This is a genomic window from Actinopolymorpha sp. B11F2 (assembly GCF_040195635.1).
GTDB lineage: Bacteria > Actinomycetota > Actinomycetes > Propionibacteriales > Actinopolymorphaceae > Thermasporomyces.
Map to the genome: position 1 here is coordinate 27876 of NZ_JBEFTX010000023.1, position 17593 is coordinate 45468.

Consider the following 17593-nt stretch of genomic DNA (forward strand, 5'->3'; position numbering starts at 1 on the left):
CAAGCTCGTCGGCGTACCCACGGTCGGCATGATCGGGGGCGGGCAGCTCGCCCGCATGACCCACCAGGCGGGAATCGCCCTGGGTGTCAACTTCCGCTTGCTCGCCGAAGGCCAGGATGTCTCCGCGGCGCAGGTCGTCCGTGATGTGCAGGTAGGTGACTATCGCGACCTCCGGACGCTTCGGACGTTCGTCGCGGGGTGTGACGTGGTGACGTTCGACCACGAGCACGTGCCGACCGAGCACCTGCATCGGCTCGAAGCGGACGGCGTCGTGTGCCGGCCCGGGCCGGACGCCCTCGTCTACGCCCAAGACAAGGGCGCGATGCGCGACCGTCTCACCGCGCTCGGCCTACCGTGCCCGCGCTACCGCGCGGTCAGGAACCAGGACGACCTCGACGTGGTGGCCAAGGCCCTCGGCGGCTGGCCGGTGGTCCTCAAGACCGCACGTGGAGGGTACGACGGCAAGGGTGTGTGGGTCATCGACAACGCCTACGCCGGCGACATCGGAGAGATCTTCGCCGCCGGTCAGCCCTTGATCGCCGAAGAGCGGGTCGACTTCGCCCGGGAGCTGTCCGCCGTGGTGGCCAGGTCGCCGTCCGGACAGGCCATCGCGTACCCCATCGTCGAATCCGTCCAACGCGGCGGGGTTTGCTACGAGGTGATCGCCCCCGCGCCCGGACTGCCGGAGGACCGTGCAGTCGAGGCGCAGCGCATTGCGCTCCGGATCGCCGGTGAACTGGGTGTCGTGGGCATCCTCGCGGTGGAGCTGTTCGAGACCCGCGACGGTCGCGTCCTCGTCAACGAACTGGCGATGCGCCCCCACAACACCGGGCACTGGAGTATCGACGGCGCGGTCACCAGCCAGTTCGAGAATCACCTGCGCGCCATCCTCGACCTGCCGCTCGGCTCGCCTCGGCCGCGGGCACCTTGGACCGTGATGGTCAACATCCTGGGCGGTCCGTACGCCGACATGCACAAGGGTTTCCTGCACTGCCAGGCACGCGATCCCGACCTGCGCATCCACCTGTACGGCAAGGAGGTCCGGCCTGGGCGCAAGGTCGGGCACGTCACCGCCTACGGCGCCGACCTCGACGACGTCCGCGCACGTGCCCGGCACGCCGCGGCCTACCTCACGGGAGAGATCGATGAGTGACGGTACGACCGGAGCAGCGGAGGCTGCCGTCGTCGGCATCGCGATGGGCTCGGACTCCGACTGGCCGACGATGCAGGCTGCGGCGAAGGTCCTGGACGAGTTCGACGTGGCGTACGAAGTACGCGTCGTCTCGGCACACCGGATGGCGAAGGCGATGCTCGACTACGGCGAGACCGCGGCGTCGCGTGGGCTCCAGGTGCTCATCGCCGGCGCCGGTGGCGCCGCCGCTCTGCCCGGCATGCTGGCGAGCGTGACGCCGCTGCCGGTGATCGGCGTACCCGTGGCACTCCAGCATCTCGACGGCCTCGACTCGCTGCTGTCGATCGTGCAGATGCCGGCCGGGGTCCCGGTCGCGACCGTGGCGGTCGGCAACGCCCGCAACGCCGGGCTGCTCGCGGTCCGGATCCTGGGGGCGAGCGACGTCGCCTTGCGCGACCGGATGGCCGGCTTCCAGCGCGACCTCGAGGCACAGGCCCGGGCCAAGGGCGAGACGCTCGCCGCCAAGCGTGGCCGGCGGGTCGGCTTCGGTTGATCAGCGGTGAACAGAGGTGATCGGGTCTGATCACGTCCAGCCGCGGAGCTTCTCCGGTGTGATGCGGATGGTGACGGAGTAGGTGTCGGCGAACTCGTCGTACGTCACGCCGAGGCGTTCGAGGTGGTCGGCGTACTTCGGCACGAACGCCTCCCGCTCGGCGTCGCTGGGTCCGGCCGGGTCGATGCGCGCCGTACCGTTCACGATCACGATGTTGCCGCCCTGACCGTCGCTGTCCAGGTGGAGCGCGACGCGCGGGTTGGCGGCGATGTTGCTCAGCTTCGGCTTGTCCGGCTGGCTGGAGAGGACGAGCTCCCGGCCGTTCCAGAGGAACCAGACCGGTGTCGGATGAGGCATTCCGTCCGGGCTCACCGTGACGAGCCAGGCCAGCGTGTCGTGATCGAGGCGCTTCTCGACGTGGGAGCCGAACTCGGTCGACGTGTCAAGAGTCAGCATGGTGGTTCCCCCTGGATGTGTGGCTGGTCGACCGCGCCGTTCGTTCGGGTCACTCGCGTCCGAAGTGGCGCGGCCATTCGATTGCCGGGCACCGATCCATCACCATCGCCAGGCCGGCGTCGGTCGTCTCGGCGAACGCGTCGGGATCGATCACGCCGAGCTGGAACCACACCGCCTTCGCACCGGCCTCGACGGCCTGCTTCGCGATCGGGCCGGCGAGTTCGGAACGTACGAAGACGTCGACACAGTCGATCCCGAACGGTACGTCGGCAAGGCTTGCGTACCCCTGCTCGCCGTGGACGGTCGGCGCCGACGGATGGATGGGGACGATCCGCTTCCCGCGTTCCTGAAGGAACCTCGCCACGGAGTACGCGGCCCGGTCGGTGTTGGTCGAAAGCCCCACAACCGCCCAGGTCTGGCATCCGGTAAGGATCCGGCGGATGACGTCAGGGTCGCCCCAGGATCGGCTCATGTCCTCGATCCTGCGTCCAGCTCTGGTCTTGTGCCAACAATCCGCGACCTCGCGGGGCTTCTACCGCTCACCATTCCCGCCAGGACCCTGTCCCCGTGATCATGATCACGATCATGATCACCGAGCGGTGAGGCCCGGGAGGAGGGGAGGGAAGGGCCGGTGGGGGCGGGATGTGGCGGCGGGACCCTAGGGGCGACCGAGGCCGCGGTAGGTCCAGCCGGCTCCTCGCCAGGTCTCCCGGTCGAGGCAGTTCTGCCCGTCGAGGACCTTCCTGTCGGCGACGACCTGCGACAACACCGCCGGGTCGAGCTCGCGGAACTCCTGCCAGGCGGTGAGGTGCAGGACCAGGTGCGCGCCCCGGCACGCCTCCATCACCGAACTGGCGTAGCGCAACGTCGGGAACGACCGGCGCGCGTTGTCCATCGCCTTCGGGTCGTAGACGCTGACCAGCGCGCCGTGCAGGTGGATCCGGCCAGCGACGTTCAGCGCGGGGGAGTCACGGATGTCGTCGGTGTTGGCCTTGAACGCCGCGCCGAGCACGGCGACCTTCTTGCCGATCCACTGGTTGTCGAGGATCTCCGCGGCGACGTCGACGACCTTCTGCCGCCGCCGTAGGTTGATCGCGTCGACCTCCCGCAGGAACGTCAACGCCTCCTCGGCACCCAGCTCACCCGCGCGGGCCATGAACGCCCGCAGGTCCTTGGGCAGGCAGCCTCCGCCGTAACCGAGGCCGGCGTCGAGGAACTTCCGTCCGATCCGGTCGTCGTAGCCGAGCGCGTCGGCAAGCACTGTGACGTCACCGCCGGAGACGTCGCACAGCTCGGCCATCGTGTTGATGTAGGAGATCTTGGTCGCGAGGAACGCGTTCGCCGCCGCCTTGACCAACTCGGCCGTGGCGTAGTCGGACACCACCACCGGGGTCCCCGCCTCGATCTGTGCCGCGAAGACGTCACGCAGCATCTTCTCCGTCCGCTCGGTACGTACGCCGAAGACCAGACGGTTGGGCCGAAGCGTGTCCTCGACGGCAAGTCCCTCGCGGGTGAACTCCGGGCTGAAGGCCAGCTCCACATCCCCTTGGTCACCCACCAGGCCCGCGACCCCCTCGGCGAGGCGTCCGGTCGTCCCCACCGGCACCGTGGACTTGATCACGATGAGCGCCGACCGAGTGAGCCGCGGCACCAGGTCGCTGAGGATGACCCGATCGACATAGGACATGTCGGCGGCGTACTCGCCGTCTCGCTGCGGAGTGCCGACGCAGACGAAGTGGACGTCGCCGAACTCCGCCGCTTCGTCGAAGGAGGTGGTGAAGCGCAGCCGGCCAGACTCCACGTGCTTGCGCAGCAGGGGCTCGAGCTCGGGCTCGAAGAACGGCACCTGTCCTTCTGACAGGGCAGCGACTTTGGCCGGGTCGACATCGACACCCAGCACCTCGAAGCCCAGCTCGGCCAGACACGCCGCGTGGGTCGCGCCGAGGTAACCGGTACCGAGGACGGTGATGCGGTAGGTCACGGGCTCAAGCCTCCAGCAGGTCCGCGGACGCGATGCGATCGTCAGGGCAGCGGCCGCGCTCTCGAATGGCGGTGCAAGGGGCACATGTGGGGCGTTGGCCCCGCCGACCGGCAGGCTACCGCACGAGTGCGTCAAGCGTCCCGCTGCTCGGCGTGATCGGTTGGTGGCACTGTGGTGACAACTCGGTAACGTGCGCGCGACCATGGGATGGCCGACGGCCGGCACAACGCCGACCGCGCAAGTTACCTCGAAGTAGTATTCGGCGGAACGCGGACGTCCCATCAGGAGGTAGTCCCGTGAACGACACCCCACTGTTCGCCGTCACCCCGGAGCACGAGGCGATCCGCGAAGCCTGCCGGGCGTTGTGCCGCGACAAGGTTGCTCCGCACGCAGCCGAGGTCGACCGGGAGGCCGCGTTTCCGGCGGCTGCGTACGACGCGCTGCGGGCCGCTGACTTCCACGCCCCGCACATCCCCGAGGACTACGACGGAGCTGGCGCCGACGCCCTCGCCACCGCCATCGTCATCGAGGAAGTGGCGGCGGCCTGCGCGTCCAGCTCGCTCATCCCGGCGGTCAACAAGCTCGGCACGATGCCGTTGCTGCTCGCCGGCTCCGAGCCGCTCAAGCGGCGCTACCTCCCACCGGTGGCCCGGGGCGACGCCATGTTCTCGTACTGCCTGTCCGAGCCCGACGCCGGAAGCGACGCCGGCGCGATGAAGACCCGCGCCCGTGGAGACGGGGACGGCTGGGTGTTGAACGGCGTCAAACGTTGGATCACGGGTGCCGGAGTGTCGGACTACTACACGGTGTTCGCCGTCACCGATCCGCCGGCGGGGGAGGGGAGCGGTGGTACGACGTCCGCGGAGGCGACGCGCGCGCCGATCTCCGCGTTCGTCGTCGAGAAGTCCGACCCAGGGGTGAGCTTCGGCGCCCCGGAGAAGAAGCTCGGCATCAAGGGCTCACCGACCTGCGAGGTCTACTTCGACGACGTACGCCTCCCCGCGGACCGTCTCATCGGCACCGAGGGGGAGGGCTTCAGGCTAGCGCTGCGTACCCTCGACCACACGCGGGTGACGATCGCGGCGCAGGCCATCGGCATCGCGCAGGGTGCGCTCGACTACGCGATCGGCTACGTGAAGGAACGCCGGCAGTTCGGCCGCCCCGTCGCCGACTTCCAGGGCGTGCAGTTCATGCTCGCCGACATGGCCATGAAGCTCGAGGCCGCCCGGCAGCTCACCTACGCCGCTGCCGCCCGCAGTGAGCGCTCCGACACGGACCTGGCGTACTTCGGCGCCGCCGCCAAGTGCTTCGCCTCCGACGTCGCGATGGAGGTCACGACAGACGCGGTACAGCTGCTCGGCGGCTACGGCTACGTCCAGGACTATCCCGTCGAACGCATGATGCGCGACGCCAAGATCACCCAGATCTACGAGGGTACGAACCAGATCCAGCGCGTCGTCCTCGCCCGGCACCTGCTGAAGTGACCGCACATGCCGGCGCAGACGCGATCGACGCCTTCAAGACATAGGCCGGGCCCGTTGCCTTCCGCGGTGGCACGGGGGGACCACCGGCAAGGATCAACGGGCCCGACAGGGTGGGTAACGCTCGACGGCGATCAACGGTTACATCGGCGACCGCTCATGGACACGTATTCGCGTTACCGTTGCGTGACCTCTTTGCCGGCCGTTAGAGGGGCCGGTCGCCACGCCGATGGCGCGGCCGACTCACGCGCCGAACGCGGCGGTCGGGTTGTCGACCAGCAGCTGGCGGTGCCAGGACCGGTCGAGGAGCGGCAGCAGGTCGGTGTGCAGGAACGTGTAGCCGAGGAACTCCCCGCCACCCTCCTCGCCGACGTGGTACCACCCGCTGTCGTTGGCGACGAGCGTGCGGCCCAACAGACCGGCCGCCGCCATTCGTTCGACGCAGCGGCGCTGCCACTCGACGGCACCAGGCCGTAGGCCGTCGAACTCCACCCACGCGCCTGCCCGCGCGACACGCTCGTGGAACTCCGGGTTCTGCTCGGCCTGCGCGTGCACCCAGACAAAGCGTTCGGCCGGTACGCCGACCTCGGCGAACAGCTCCAGCTGCTGCACCGCCGCGACACCGGCCGTCGTGTGTGACGCCACGGTGAGTCCGGTCTCGCGCGAGGCCAGTGCCGCCGCGCGGACCAGGGTCCTGTCGAGATCCTCGAGCGCTCCGTCGCGGACCGCCGTCTTGATGAACCGCGGCCGCATTCCGAAGATCCCGTCCCGATGCTCGGCCACGAACCGCGCCGCCAGCTGCTCCGCGGTGAGTTCTCGTGCGTAGGACGGAACTCCTACCCGGTCGGCCGCGCCGTAGACACCGGTGTTCGTCCAGATGTCGATCCCGCTCGCGTCGGCGAGCCGGGCGAGCAGCGCGGGGTCGCGACCGAGATGGTTCGGCGTGCACTCCAGCAGTCGCCGGCAGCCGAGGGAGTACGCCTCGGCGAGCTTGGGCAGCGCGAGCCCGAACACCTCGTCGGCGTCATAGGTGCCGGGGCTCACCACTCCGCCGAAGTCGACGAGGACGTGTTCGTGGGCGAGCACCGCGTCGGGGACGACGATCGGCTCGCTCAATTCCCCTCCTCCGACTTCGGCACCTTGGGGATCAGGCTTGGCGGGATGATCGCGTCTTCCTTCAGTGCGTTGAACAACGCGAGAGCCTTCTCCGTGTCCCACTTCACCGCGCTGCCGACCGGTGTGCTGAGTCCCGGGTCGGCGATAGGCACCGTGAGCGTGGTCCCCTTGCCGGACGACACCGCCCGCATCGCGAGCGCGAACCGCGCCAGGTCGAAGACCCCGGTCGAGTCGCCGACGGTGAGGGCGTCGCCGTAGGCCATGCCGACCCGGGTGTAGCGGACCGGGTTGAGGATGGTCGAAGCGGTGAGCGTCTCCTTCATCACCGCGGACATGAACTGCCGCTGCCGTTCGACCCGGCCGAGGTCTCCGAGGGGGTCGAAGTAGCGGGCGCGGACGTAGCCGAGCGCGTTCGGTCCGTCGAGCTCCTGGCAGCCCGCCTGAAGGTCGATGTGGGCCTTGTCGTCCTTGACCGCCTTGGGCAGGCACATTCTCACGCCGCCCAGGCCGTCGACCACGCCGACGAAGCCGCCGAACCCGATCTCGACGTAGCCGTCGACGCGCAGCCCGGTGACGTCTTCGACGGTCTGGGCAAGCAGTTTCGGCCCGCCGAAGCTGAACGCCGCGTTGATCTTGTTGCGACCGTGCCCAGGGATGGGGACGTAGGAGTCACGGGGAAGCGAGACCAGTGTCGGGGGTGCGGTGGTGTTGGGCACGTGCAGCACCATGATGGTGTCGGTACGCCGGCCGCCGGCGCTTCCGGTACCGAGCCGGGTCTTCTCCGCCTCCGTCAGACCTTCTCGGCTGTCGGAGCCGACGATGAGGTAGTTGGTGCCGGAGCCGTCCTCTGCCCGCTCGTCGGTCGGTTCGAACGCCACCTTGTCGACCCGTCCCCAGGCGAGGACAGGGACACCGACGAGGATCAGGGCGTACGCGAGGATGAGCAGCAGGATGACGCGGAACGGACCGATCCGCCGCCTGCGTCGCGGGATCCGGGTGAGTCGTGGTCCATCCGACCCAGGTCCGCCCGGCGGCCGCAGCGGCGAACGTCCCGGAGGCGGCTCGTTGTAGTCCTCTGACAGCTCGTCGTAGGGAGACCTTCGGCGGGCGCCGTAGCCACCCTGGCTGTAGCCGCCCTGCTGGCCGGCCTGGCCGTAGCCGTCCTGGCCGTAGCCGCGTTGGTCGTAGCCACCCTGGCCGTAGCCCTGCTGGTCATAGCCGGCGCGCTGGTCGTAACCCCCCTGGCCGTAGCTGTCCTGCCCGTAGGGGTCCTGGCCGTAACCATGCTGGCCGTAGCTCTGTTGCTCGTAGCCCTGCTGGCCGTATGCGTCCTGACTGTAGCCATGCTGACCGTAGGCGTCCTGACCGTAGGCGTCCTGACCGTAGGCGTCCTGACCGTAGGCGTCCTGACTGTAGCCCTGCTGACCGTAGCCCTGCTGACCGTAGCCGGGCTGGTCGTACGCACCCTGGCCGTACCCACCTCGGTCGTACGCACCGGACTGGCCCTGCGGGTAACCGCCCTGGCCTTCCCCGGCGGGGCGTGGGGGAGGCTGCGTCTGGTCGTACGGGGACGCGCTGGAACGCGGCGGACGGGTGCGACGTCCCGTCGCGCTCGGGCGTCCGGACTCGTCGTAGAGCCAGTCGTACCGTGGGCTCTGTCCCGGTTCGCCTGATTCGTCGGGTTCTGGGCGATAGCCGCGGTTCGGCATGAGGGGCACGGTACCGGCTGAACGTCGAAGTAGCACGATCGGTGACAGGTCGACCTGGAGCGGCGTGGCGATTCTGGCCGTCGTATCCCGTGTGTTGGTATGACCAGTGGCCGACAGCAACACACGGGGGAGCGACGCCGGATCATGGTCGAACGTGGGGAGGGCCGGCACTTCCGGCGTGCGGTGACGCTGCTGCTGATGACGCTGGTGGTCCCCGGGTCGGCGCAACTCGTCGCCGGCAACAGACAGGTGGGACGGATCGCCCTGCGCGTCGCGGCCGGTGCCGTCGCGGTGGGCGCACTTCTGGCGTTCATCGGCCTCGTGTCGCCACGCGCTCTCGTCTCGATCCTTGCCAATCCCGGACTTCTGCGCGTCCTCCAGCTCCTGCTGGTCGGGCTGGCCCTCGGCTGGCTCGGGCTGTTCCTGGACGCCTGGCGGCTCGGCGGGCCACTGGGCTTGCCGCAGAAGCAGCGCCTGACGTCGACGGTCATGACGCTCGGCCTGTCCGTCCTCGCGGTGAGCCTCGTACTCACCTCGTCGCACTACGTCGCGGTGGCGCGCCAGTCCCTCAAGGGCGTGTTCGCGGGGACGAAGGTGGTGGATCCGTACGCCGGCCGCTACAACGTCCTGCTGCTCGGAGCGGACGCCGACGCCGCGCGGGTGGGCCTGCGTCCCGACAGCATCACGCTGGCCTCCATCGACGAGGAGAGCGGCCGGACGGCGCTGTTCAGCTTCCCCCGCAACCTGCAACGGGTGCCGTTCCCGCGCGGCACCGTCATGCACAAGGCGTTCCCGAACGGTTTCAGCTGTGGGAACGAGTGCCTGCTCAACGCCATCTACATGTGGGCGACCGAGCACAAGTCGTTGTTCGGCAACCAGGTGGCGGACCCGGGCATCGAGGCGATGAAGGACGCCGTACGCGGGATCACCGGCCTCGACGTCAACTACTACGCGCTCGTCGACCTCAAGGGCTTCCAGGAACTCGTCGACGCGGTGGGTGGGGTGACCATCGACGTCAAGCGGGACGTGCCGATCACCGGCCCGGGCGGCGAGCTCCGCGCCACGATCAAGGCCGGACCGCAGCGACTCGATGGTTACCACGCGCTGTGGTACGCACGGTCGCGCAGTGACTCGAGCGACTATGACCGGATGGCCCGGCAACGGTGTGTGATGGCGGCGATGCTGCACCAACTGGAGCCAGGAAACGTCCTGTTGAAGTTCCGGGAGATTGCGCGGGCAGGTGAGCAGATCGTGTCGACCGACATCCCGGCGAGCGAGCTCGACACCATGACCGGGCTGGCGATGAAGGCGAAGCGGGCGAAGATCACGTCCGTGCAGTTCGTCCCGCCGCTCATCATGACCGCCCGACCTGACTACCCGCTGATCAGGCGTACGATCCGGGCCGCGATCGACGAGTCGAAGGACCGCGGAGAGTCGCAGAGCCTGGCCCGGTCATCGTCACCCAAGGCATCGGCCGCGCCCGACGGCGCCGGGAGCCCTGCGTCGTCGGACGGGCCGCGGGACGACGCCGCGACGCCTGGCCCGAGCAGGACGCCGGCCTCCCACGTCGATGACCTCGATCAGGTGTGCACGGCCGGATAGGAGCGGACCGCGGCGATCGGTAGGTTGTAGCCCGTGAGCCGCGAACCCGACGACTCCGGCGCCGACTGGCCACCGGTCTCGGTCATCATGCCGGTCCGCAACGAGGAGCGGCACCTGCGAGCGGCGGTCGGCCAGGTCCTCGCCCAGGACTATCCGGGCGCGGTGGAACTCGTGGTCGCGGTCGGCCCGTCGGAGGACCGGACCGAGGAGATCGCCCGCGAGATCGACGCCGCCGATGACCGGGTTCGGGTGATCGCCAACCCGGCCGGCATCACGCCCAGCGGGCTCAACGTCGCCATCAAGGAGGCGGCGTACGACGTGATCGTGCGGGTCGACGGGCACGGCATCCTGTCGGCGGGTTATCTCAGGCGTGCGGTCGAGGTGCTCCGGGCAACTGGTGCGGACAACGTCGGTGGCGTGATGGCGGCCGAGGGCGAGACGCCGTTCGAGCGGGCGGCGGCGCGGGCTTACACCAGCCCGCTCGGGCTGGGCGGCGGGCGGTTTCACGTCGGTGGCGAGCCGGGGCCGGTCGACTCGGTCTACCTCGGTGTCTTCCGGCGCGAGACGCTCGACAAGCTCGGCGGCTTCGACGAGACGTTCGTCCGCGCCCAGGACTGGGAGCTCAACTTCCGCATCCGGGCCGGCGGTGGCACGATCTGGTTCACCCCTGAGCTCCAGGTGACCTACCGGCCGCGACCTGACCTTCGGGCGCTGGCCCGGCAGTTCTACCTCACCGGCCGCTGGCGCCGGGTGATCGGCCGCCTGCACCCGGGTACGTTCAACATCCGCTACCTCGCCGCGCCGACCGCGGCCGCCGGATGCGCCGTCGGCATCGTCGCCGGCCTGGCGGGGTTGCTCGCCGGGATTCCGCTGCTGGTGGCGGCGTTGGTGATGCCGGCGGGCTACCTGCTGTGCGTACTGGCCGGATCCGTCCTGGCGGGACGCGGCCTTGACTCGCGGGCGAAGCTCTGGCTGCCGGTCGTGGTGACCACCATGCACATGAGCTGGGGGCTGGGTTTCCTCCTGAGCCCTCGCTCCCTCGCCCCCCGCGGCTCTGGGACGGCTCGCACTCCCTGACGCCTCATTTGCTGGTGGCGTTGTTGTAGGCCTTGGTGACGGTTTCTGCGTCGTCGTCCATTTTGATGGTGCCCTTGTCGAGCCAGATGGCGCGGGTGCAGGTTTTGGTGATGACGTCGAGGCTGTGGCTGACGAGGAAGACGGTGCCGGCTTCGTCGCGGAGTTCGCGGATGCGTTGTTCGCTGCGGCGGCGGAATTCCGCGTCGCCGGTGGCGAGGGCTTCGTCGATGAGGAGGACGTCGTGGGACTTGACGGCGGCGATGGCGAAGCGGAGGCGTTGGGACATGCCGGAGGAGTAGGTGCGCATGGGGAGGTCGATGAAGTCTTCGAGGCCGGAGAATTCGACGATGTCGTCGTAGCGGGCTTTCGCTTGGGTGGGGGTGAGGCCCATGGCGAGGCAGCCGAGGAGGATGTTGCGTTCGCCGGTGAGGTCGTTCATGAGGGCGGCGTTGACGCCGAGGAGGGTGGGTTGGCCGTCGGTGTAGACGGCTCCTCGGGTGGCGGGGAGGAGGCCGGCGACGGCTTTGAGGAGGGTGGATTTTCCGGAGCCGTTGCGGCCGATGAGGCCGATGGATTCGCCGCGGTGGGCGGTGAAGGAGACGCCGCGGACGGCGTGGACTTCGCGTTGTGCGGGTGATTTTTCTCGGCGGAGGATCCGTGTGAAGGCGGCGGGGGCGTTGCCGCGGCCGGCGGTGGCGCCGAGGACGCGGTAGATGATGTGCAGGTCATCCACGATCACCGTCGGCGCCGGGTCGTGCAGGTCGGTCAGGCTGCCCGTTCCTGCCAGACCGTCAGGGTCGGTGAGGCCCGCGCTGTGGCCCGGGTCGTCAGCCACGGCCGTACGCCTCCTCCCCGGCCCAGAAGTACATGATGCCGGCGCCGAACGCGACGACCGCCCAGCCGGCCGCGAGCACCCAGGCCAGCCGCGGGGCGGAGTGGGTGTCGATGAGCGCGTCGCGGACCAGCTCGATGTAGATCGCGCCCGGGTTGGCCTGCATGATGTCGCGCAACGGTCCCGCCGGGATGCGGTCGGGGATGACGAAGAAGACCCCTGACATGTAGAGCCAGGTACGCGTGATGAACGGCAGCAGCTGGCTGATGTCGGGCAGTCTCGACCCGACCCGCGCGATGAACAGGCTCAGGCCGAGGTTGAAGATCGTCTGCAGCGCCAGGGCCGGAATGGCGAGCAGCCAGGCGAACGTCAACGGCTCGCCGGTCGCCAGCACGATGATGCACAGCACGATCATCGAGACCAGCAGCTGCTGAAGTTCCACGATGGTGAAGGCCAGCGGCAGCGCTGCCCGCGGGAAGTGCAGCGCACGGATCAGCGCAAGGTTTCCTGAGATCGACCGTGCGCCCGAGGTCACCGACCGCTGCGTGAACGTGAAGACGAACACACCAGTCACCAGGAACGCGACGAAGTTCTCGACGCTCTTCGCGGTCTGGAAGAGGATTCCGAAGATCAGGAAGTAGACGGCGGCATTCATCAGCGGCGTCAACACCTGCCACAGCTGCCCCAGCGTGGAGCTGGAGTACTGCGAGACCGTCCGCGAGGTCGCGAACGCCGTGATGAAGTGCCGGCGTTGCCACAGCTGGGCGAGGTAGGCGCCGAACGACGGTTGGGCCGAGCTCGGCGAGAGACCGTGGCGCTCGGCCAGCTCCGCCGCCGGGGCTGGGCTGGTGATCGTGGTCACAGGTAGCCCCGGTCGCGCGCCGATCTCATGGCGACGAGAGTACGACATGCAAGGTGGCCTACCCGGTTAGCCGGGCGCGGCGAACACGGTCCGTTTCGATGGTGCATGTCGGATGAGGCGGGTCACCTGCTGGTGGCGTTGTTGTAGGCCTTGGTGACGGTTTCTGGGTGGTGGTCCATTTTTGATGGTGCCCTTGTCGAGCCAGAGGGCCGCGCAGGTGGCGATGATGACGCAGCCACCGCCTCAGTTGCCACGTAGTGGCGGGCGTGTCGGCAGACGCCGTCCCGGTGCGTCGTGTGACGCTCCGGTTCAGCGGGCTCTAGGAGCTCTTCCGACGGCCTTCCCCAGGGTCTTCTCGGCTACTGCCTCTTGGTAGGCCTCCACGACCGATGCGGCATCGCCGTCCTGCTGGATCTTGCCGCGGTCCAGCCAGATCGCGCGGCTGCAGGTGGCTACGACTGTCTTGAGGCTGTGACTGACCAGGAAGATCGTGCCGGCCTCGTCACGCAGCTGTTCGATCCGTTCCTGACTGCGCCGCCGGAAGTCGGCGTCACCGGTGGCGAGGGCCTCGTCGATGAGCAGGACGTCGTGCGACTTGGCAGCGGCGATGGCGAACCGTAACCGTGAGGCCATGCCCGCCGAGTACGTCCGCATGGGCAGGTCGATGAACTCGCCGAGACCGGAGAACTCCACGATGTCGTCGTACTTCTCCCTGGCCTCGGCCGGTGTCATGCCCATGGCCAGGCAGCCGAGCACGACGTTACGTTCGCCGGTGAGGGAGTTCAGCAGTGCGGCATTGACGCCGAGCAGGGATGGTTGGGCGCTGGTGTAGACCGCGCCCTGTGTCGGTGGCAGCAGACCGGCGATCGCCCGCAGCAGTGTGGACTTGCCGGAGCCGTTCCGCCCGATCAGGCCGATCGACTCACCTTCGTACGCGGTGAACGAAACACCGCGGATCGCCTTCACCTCGCGCAGGGCCGGCGAGTTCGCCCGCGTCAGCACTCGTTTGAGCGCCTTGGTGGCGCTCCCCTTGCCGGAGGTGCTGCCGTACACCCGATAGGTGATGTGCAGGTCATGGGCGACGATCGTCGGTACCCGCTTGGGGGCCTCGATCGCCGTCTGGTCGTCTCGCACCATCTGCTCAGCCACGCCCGTACTTCTCCTCGGCACCCCAGAAATACACGAACCCCGCGCCGAACAGCACCAACGCCCAGACCGCGGCGAGCACCCAGGTGAACTGCCCGAACCACGCGTCGTGGGTCTGCATCAGCAAGGATCGGACCAGCTCGATGTAGACGGCAGCAGGGTTGGCCATCAAAATGTCGATCGCCCAGTCCGGGACCCTGCCTTCCAGCCGTGAACCCAGGGGAAAGATCACGCCGGAGGAGTACAACCAGACCCGGAGCGCGAACGGCAGCAGCTGCTGGATGTCGGTGACGGCGGCGCCGACCCGCGCCATGATGAAGGCGAGCCCGATGTTGAACACCGTTTGCAGGAACAGCGCGGGAACGAGGAGCAGCCAGAGCCAGGTGATCGGCTCCGGCGCCGTCATGGGTTCGTCGCCGACCAGGTTGACCGGTGTGACCAGGACGATCGTGACTAGGACAAGCATCGAGAACATCAGCTGACGGAGCTCGATCAGTGTCGACGACAGCGGGAGGGACGCGCGGGGGAAGTGCAGCGCGCGGATGAGCGAGAGGTTGCCCGAGATCGAGCGGGCGCCGGAGGTCACCGAGCTCGTGCTGTAGTTCATCACGAAGACTCCGGTGACCAGGAAGGCCAGATAGTTGGGGATGCCGCGGTCCACCCGCAGCACGAGCCCGAAAATCAGCAGGTAGACGCCGGCGTTGAACAGCGGCGTCAGCACGTGCCAGAGTCCGCCCAGCATCGACTGGGAGTATTTCGTGACTGACCGGGACGTGGCGTAGACCCGGATGAAGTGCCGGCGCTCCCAGAGCTGCTTGACGTAGGTCAACAGCGGCGGCCGTGCCGAACTCGCCTTCAAGCCGTAGCTTTCGGCCAGTGCGACCGGAGACTCCGGAGGTGGGACCAGCGTCATACCAGAGGTGGCCTTCCTAGACGGGTCATTCGCCAGACGGTACGCCAGGCGATCGGTTTGCGACGGCCGCACGGCTGCCGGACACCTTCGACCAGACCACCGCACCAGGCCCTCAGCCCAGTGAGACTACGCGTACGACCGAAGGTGAGGAGAATCCAGGTCGCCAGGTAGACCACCGCGACCGGGAGCGGAAGGTTGCGTTTGGCCAACCACACGCGGTTGCGGGCATTGAACCGGAAGTACGTCGGATGCCGGGTCGGCGAGGTCGCCGGATGGGCGAGGACGCAGTGCGTGTCGTAGCGGATCCGCCAGCCGGCATCGAGCGCCCGCCAGGCGAAGTCGGTCTCCTCATGGGCGTAGAAGAACGCCGCCGGGAAGACACCCACCTCGTCGAAGACCCGCCGGTGGATCGCGGACGCGCCGCCGAGGAACGTCGTGACCTCCGACGGCGCGAGGGGATCGCCGACCCGGATCCGCGGGACGTGCCGGCGGGCGATCACACCGCTCTCGGGGTCGGTGATGCAGAACGACACGATGCCCAGCCTGGGATCGTTGGTGAAGAGCTCGCGCAACCGCTCGGCCGTGTCCGGGGCCGGGAGCCAACCGTCGTCGTCGACGAACATGAGGACGTCGGCGTTGGCCGCCTGCACGCCGGCGTTGCGACCGCCCGGGATACCGGCGTTGGTCGGGAGCTCGACCACCTGGACACCGCCCGGTACCTTCGGCGCCTCGACGCCGTTGGCGACGACGATGATCTCGATCGGGTCGCCGATCTGGTCCTGCACGCTGTGGATCGCGCGCTGGAGTTCGTCGGGGCGGTCACCCATCGTGAGGAACACGCAGGCAAGCCGCGGTGGGCTCATCCGAGTCGCCTCGAGACCAGCACGCTGACCAGGTGCAGCACCACCTGGACGGCGGCGACGACGGCGACCGTCACGGTGAGCACCTGGGTGGCGACGAGGCTGTCGGTGAGCGCGTCGACGACGGCCGCCAGCACGATGATCAGGGACAGCTCGATGGCCAGGATGATCCGGTAGAACTTCAGCACCAGCGCGACCCGTCGCAGGCTCGCCAGCCGTGGGCTGCGCGGCTCGGCAGCGTCCTCGGTCACCGCAGGCAGGCCGGACTGCACCCGCGCGATGTCGACCAGGTCCGTCTCGGACTTGATCAGCACGGCGCCGAGAGCGGCCGCCAGGCCCAGCACGGCGTAGCCGTTCGCCTCCAGCTCGGCCGCCCGGAAGCCGAGGCCGACGAGCAGGGCGGCCTCACAGAGGTAGTGGCCCACCCGGTCGAGGTACTTGCCGGTGACGCTGGTCTTGCCGGTCCACCGGGCGAGCTCGCCGTCGCTGCAGTCGAGCAGGAGGTAGAGCTGGACGAGCACAGCGGCGAGGAGCGCGCCGGGAAGGCCGGGCAGCAGTACGGCAAATCCGGCCGCAATGCCGGCGACGATCATCAACCCGGTGACCTGGTTGGGGGCCAACCCCCAGGCGGCGAGAACCCGGGTGGCGTACGGCGAGATCCTGCGCATGTACAGCCGACCGGCCCAGTGCTCGCCACTGCGCCTCTCGAGCAGGCCGGGCGGCTGGGTCTTGGTCCGCAGCTCAGCGATGGACGGCAGGGAAGTCATGAGTCGCTTCTGCTCTCCTCATTCCGGCTGGGCGGGTTCGGCGGCGGCGTAGTCGTGGACGGCTGCCATCACCGCGTCCTTGTCGAGGTCGCGGTGCTCCAGGATGGTGAAACGACCGGGGCGGGTATCGGGTGCCCGCACCACGGCAGCGGCGAACTCCTCCAGCGAGAAGCCCAGCTCGTCCGGTCCGACCGGTAGATCGTGGCGGGCGAGACACTCCGCGATCAGGGCACCCCTGGCGCGGCTCGCGGGATCCTCCCACAGCGTCGACGCGAACGCCGCACCGACACCTACCTGCTCGCCGTGGTAGCACGCCCGGTCGGGATAGAGCAGGTCGATCGCGTGGGAGATCTCGTGGCAGGCGCCACTGCTCGGGCGCGACGTGCCGGCGACGACCATCGCCAGTCCGGACAGGACGAGGCCCTCGGCGAGCACCCGGAGGAAGTCGTCGTCGGCGATCGTGCCCGGATGGTGGACGACCGCCTCGGCCGCGGTGCGGGCCAGCGTCACCGCCAGGCCGTCGATCGGCTCGCCGCGCAGCTCATGGGAAAGCTCCCAGTCGGCGATCGCGGACAGGTTGGACGCCACTTCACCGACGCCGGCGCGCACCGAACGCACCGGTGCCTGGCGTACGACGTCGAGGTCGACCACCACCGCGATCGGCGCCGGCACACCGTAGGAGCCGCGGCCCGCGTCGTTGTCGAGGGTGCTCACCGGCGAGGCGATCCCGTCATGGGCGAGGTTGGTGGCGACGGCGACCATCGGCAGGCCGAGCCGGGCGGCGGCGTACTTCGTCACGTCGATCATCCGACCGCCGCCAATGCCGACGATCGCGTCGTAGGACGGGGTGCGGGCCCGGGTCGCGAGGTCGAGGGCCGCGTCGACCGTGCCGCCGTCGACGGTGTAGAAGTCGGCCTCGACCAGGTGGGTGCGAAGGTCCTCGGCGATCCGGGCACCTGAGCGCGGACCGACCGCGACCGCGACCCGCCCGGCGGTGGAGATCCGCTGGTCGGCGAGGAGCTCACCGAGGTCGGCGATGGCACCACGGCGTACGTCGATCACCACCGGCGTGGTGATCATCCGCGCTAGCAGCGGCACTCTGGCTC

At 68.8% G+C, this 17593-nt stretch carries 17 protein-coding genes; 5 read left to right on the top strand and 12 right to left on the bottom strand.

Translation table 11 applies throughout. The annotated features are described in order from the left end of the window. The first annotated feature begins 28 nt into the window (after positions 1 to 28). Together ABN034_RS30280 and purE are read left to right on the top strand one after the other, a co-directional pair. Positions 29 to 1153, top strand: coding sequence for a 5-(carboxyamino)imidazole ribonucleotide synthase (locus tag ABN034_RS30280; RefSeq protein ID WP_502879123.1), 1125 nt, complete (start codon positions 29 to 31; stop codon positions 1151 to 1153). After that, positions 1146 to 1685, top strand: coding sequence for a 5-(carboxyamino)imidazole ribonucleotide mutase (gene purE / locus ABN034_RS30285; protein ID WP_349694399.1), 540 nt, complete (start codon positions 1146 to 1148; stop codon positions 1683 to 1685). Before ABN034_RS30280 ends, purE begins: the two co-directional genes overlap by 8 nt. Before the next feature lie 30 nt (positions 1686 to 1715). On the opposite strand, the gene ABN034_RS30290 is transcribed toward purE, so the two are convergent. The 3 genes from ABN034_RS30290 to ABN034_RS30300 all read right to left on the bottom strand — a co-directional run bounded on the left by ABN034_RS30290 (position 1716) and on the right by ABN034_RS30300 (position 4122). After that, positions 1716 to 2141, bottom strand: a complete 426-nt coding sequence (locus tag ABN034_RS30290) for a TIGR03667 family PPOX class F420-dependent oxidoreductase (protein ID WP_349326987.1) — start codon at positions 2139 to 2141, stop codon at positions 1716 to 1718. 49 nt (positions 2142 to 2190) lie between these two features. Next, the gene (locus ABN034_RS30295) at positions 2191 to 2613 is read right to left on the bottom strand and encodes a CoA-binding protein (RefSeq protein ID WP_349694400.1); all 423 of its coding nucleotides are present in this window, start codon (positions 2611 to 2613) and stop codon (positions 2191 to 2193) included. A 186-nt stretch (positions 2614 to 2799) separates the two neighbouring features. Beyond that, positions 2800 to 4122 carry a UDP-glucose dehydrogenase family protein gene (locus ABN034_RS30300; RefSeq protein WP_349694401.1) on the bottom strand — a complete coding sequence of 441 codons (1323 nt, stop codon included), beginning with the start codon at positions 4120 to 4122 and terminating at the stop codon, positions 2800 to 2802. A 296-nt stretch (positions 4123 to 4418) separates the two neighbouring features. Between ABN034_RS30300 and ABN034_RS30305 the strand changes: the two genes are divergently transcribed. Further along, positions 4419 to 5606: an acyl-CoA dehydrogenase family protein gene (locus ABN034_RS30305; protein WP_349694402.1), complete on the top strand. Its 1188-nt coding sequence runs from the start codon at positions 4419 to 4421 to the stop codon at positions 5604 to 5606. 240 nt (positions 5607 to 5846) lie between these two features. Here ABN034_RS30305 and ABN034_RS30310 read toward each other — a convergent pair whose 3' ends face one another. Both ABN034_RS30310 and ABN034_RS30315 read right to left on the bottom strand, forming a co-directional pair. After that, positions 5847 to 6719 (bottom strand): phosphotriesterase family protein, encoded by an 873-nt coding sequence (locus ABN034_RS30310; protein ID WP_349694403.1) that lies wholly within the window; start codon positions 6717 to 6719, stop codon positions 5847 to 5849. Continuing rightward, positions 6716 to 8428, bottom strand: coding sequence for an LCP family glycopolymer transferase (locus ABN034_RS30315; RefSeq protein ID WP_349694404.1), 1713 nt, complete (start codon positions 8426 to 8428; stop codon positions 6716 to 6718). The genes ABN034_RS30310 and ABN034_RS30315 overlap by 4 nt, the downstream gene beginning before the upstream one ends. Positions 8429 to 8572: 144 nt before the next feature. Here ABN034_RS30315 and ABN034_RS30320 point away from each other — a divergent pair, with 144 nt between their 5' ends. Together ABN034_RS30320 and ABN034_RS30325 are read left to right on the top strand one after the other, a co-directional pair. Next, positions 8573 to 10030 (top strand): LCP family protein, encoded by a 1458-nt coding sequence (locus tag ABN034_RS30320; protein ID WP_349694405.1) that lies wholly within the window; start codon positions 8573 to 8575, stop codon positions 10028 to 10030. A gap of 33 nt (positions 10031 to 10063) precedes the next feature. Further along, positions 10064 to 11107: a glycosyltransferase family 2 protein gene (locus ABN034_RS30325; protein ID WP_349694406.1), complete on the top strand. Its 1044-nt coding sequence runs from the start codon at positions 10064 to 10066 to the stop codon at positions 11105 to 11107. Positions 11108 to 11111: 4 nt separating this feature from the next. Here the strand turns inward: ABN034_RS30325 and ABN034_RS30330 are convergent, their stop codons facing one another. The 7 genes from ABN034_RS30330 to ABN034_RS30360 form a co-directional block, all read right to left on the bottom strand. After that, positions 11112 to 11942 (bottom strand): ABC transporter ATP-binding protein, encoded by an 831-nt coding sequence (locus tag ABN034_RS30330; protein WP_349694407.1) that lies wholly within the window; start codon positions 11940 to 11942, stop codon positions 11112 to 11114. Continuing rightward, a complete protein-coding gene (locus ABN034_RS30335) occupies positions 11935 to 12849 on the bottom strand; it encodes an ABC transporter permease (protein ID WP_349694408.1) in 915 nt (304 codons plus the stop codon). The genes ABN034_RS30330 and ABN034_RS30335 overlap by 8 nt, the downstream gene beginning before the upstream one ends. A 261-nt stretch (positions 12850 to 13110) precedes the next feature. Next, on the bottom strand, positions 13111 to 13950 hold the full coding sequence (locus ABN034_RS30340; RefSeq protein ID WP_349694409.1) for an ABC transporter ATP-binding protein: 840 nt from the start codon (positions 13948 to 13950) through the stop codon (positions 13111 to 13113). After that, a complete protein-coding gene (locus ABN034_RS30345; RefSeq protein ID WP_349694410.1) occupies positions 13943 to 14860 on the bottom strand; it encodes an ABC transporter permease in 918 nt (305 codons plus the stop codon). The genes ABN034_RS30340 and ABN034_RS30345 overlap by 8 nt, the downstream gene beginning before the upstream one ends. After that, the gene (locus ABN034_RS30350) at positions 14857 to 15723 is read right to left on the bottom strand and encodes a glycosyltransferase family 2 protein (RefSeq protein ID WP_349327003.1); all 867 of its coding nucleotides are present in this window, start codon (positions 15721 to 15723) and stop codon (positions 14857 to 14859) included. The genes ABN034_RS30345 and ABN034_RS30350 overlap by 4 nt, the downstream gene beginning before the upstream one ends. Next, positions 15720 to 16487 carry a CDP-alcohol phosphatidyltransferase family protein gene (locus ABN034_RS30355; protein ID WP_349694411.1) on the bottom strand — a complete coding sequence of 256 codons (768 nt, stop codon included), beginning with the start codon at positions 16485 to 16487 and terminating at the stop codon, positions 15720 to 15722. Before ABN034_RS30355 ends, ABN034_RS30350 begins: the two co-directional genes overlap by 4 nt. 18 nt (positions 16488 to 16505) lie before the next feature. Further along, entirely contained in the window at positions 16506 to 17585 is a 1080-nt protein-coding gene (locus ABN034_RS30360) for an iron-containing alcohol dehydrogenase family protein (protein ID WP_349694412.1), read from the bottom strand. Positions 17586 to 17593 lie beyond the last annotated feature (8 nt).

Bases quoted from the DNA above. Each gene is read 5' to 3' on its own strand.
- ABN034_RS30280 (WP_502879123.1), top strand. From the start codon at position 29: ATGATCGGGGGCGGGCAGCTCGCCCGCATGACCCACCAGGCGGGAATC.
- purE (WP_349694399.1), top strand. From the start codon at position 1,146: ATGAGTGACGGTACGACCGGAGCAGCGGAGGCTGCCGTCGTCGGCATC.
- ABN034_RS30290 (WP_349326987.1), bottom strand. From the start codon at position 2,141: ATGCTGACTCTTGACACGTCGACCGAGTTCGGCTCCCACGTCGAGAAG.
- ABN034_RS30295 (WP_349694400.1), bottom strand. From the start codon at position 2,613: ATGAGCCGATCCTGGGGCGACCCTGACGTCATCCGCCGGATCCTTACC.
- ABN034_RS30315 (WP_349694404.1), bottom strand. From the start codon at position 8,428: ATGCCGAACCGCGGCTATCGCCCAGAACCCGACGAATCAGGCGAACCG.
- ABN034_RS30320 (WP_349694405.1), top strand. From the start codon at position 8,573: ATGGTCGAACGTGGGGAGGGCCGGCACTTCCGGCGTGCGGTGACGCTG.
- ABN034_RS30335 (WP_349694408.1), bottom strand. From the start codon at position 12,849: ATGTCGTACTCTCGTCGCCATGAGATCGGCGCGCGACCGGGGCTACCT.
- ABN034_RS30345 (WP_349694410.1), bottom strand. From the start codon at position 14,860: ATGACGCTGGTCCCACCTCCGGAGTCTCCGGTCGCACTGGCCGAAAGC.
- ABN034_RS30350 (WP_349327003.1), bottom strand. From the start codon at position 15,723: ATGAGCCCACCGCGGCTTGCCTGCGTGTTCCTCACGATGGGTGACCGC.
- ABN034_RS30355 (WP_349694411.1), bottom strand. From the start codon at position 16,487: ATGACTTCCCTGCCGTCCATCGCTGAGCTGCGGACCAAGACCCAGCCG.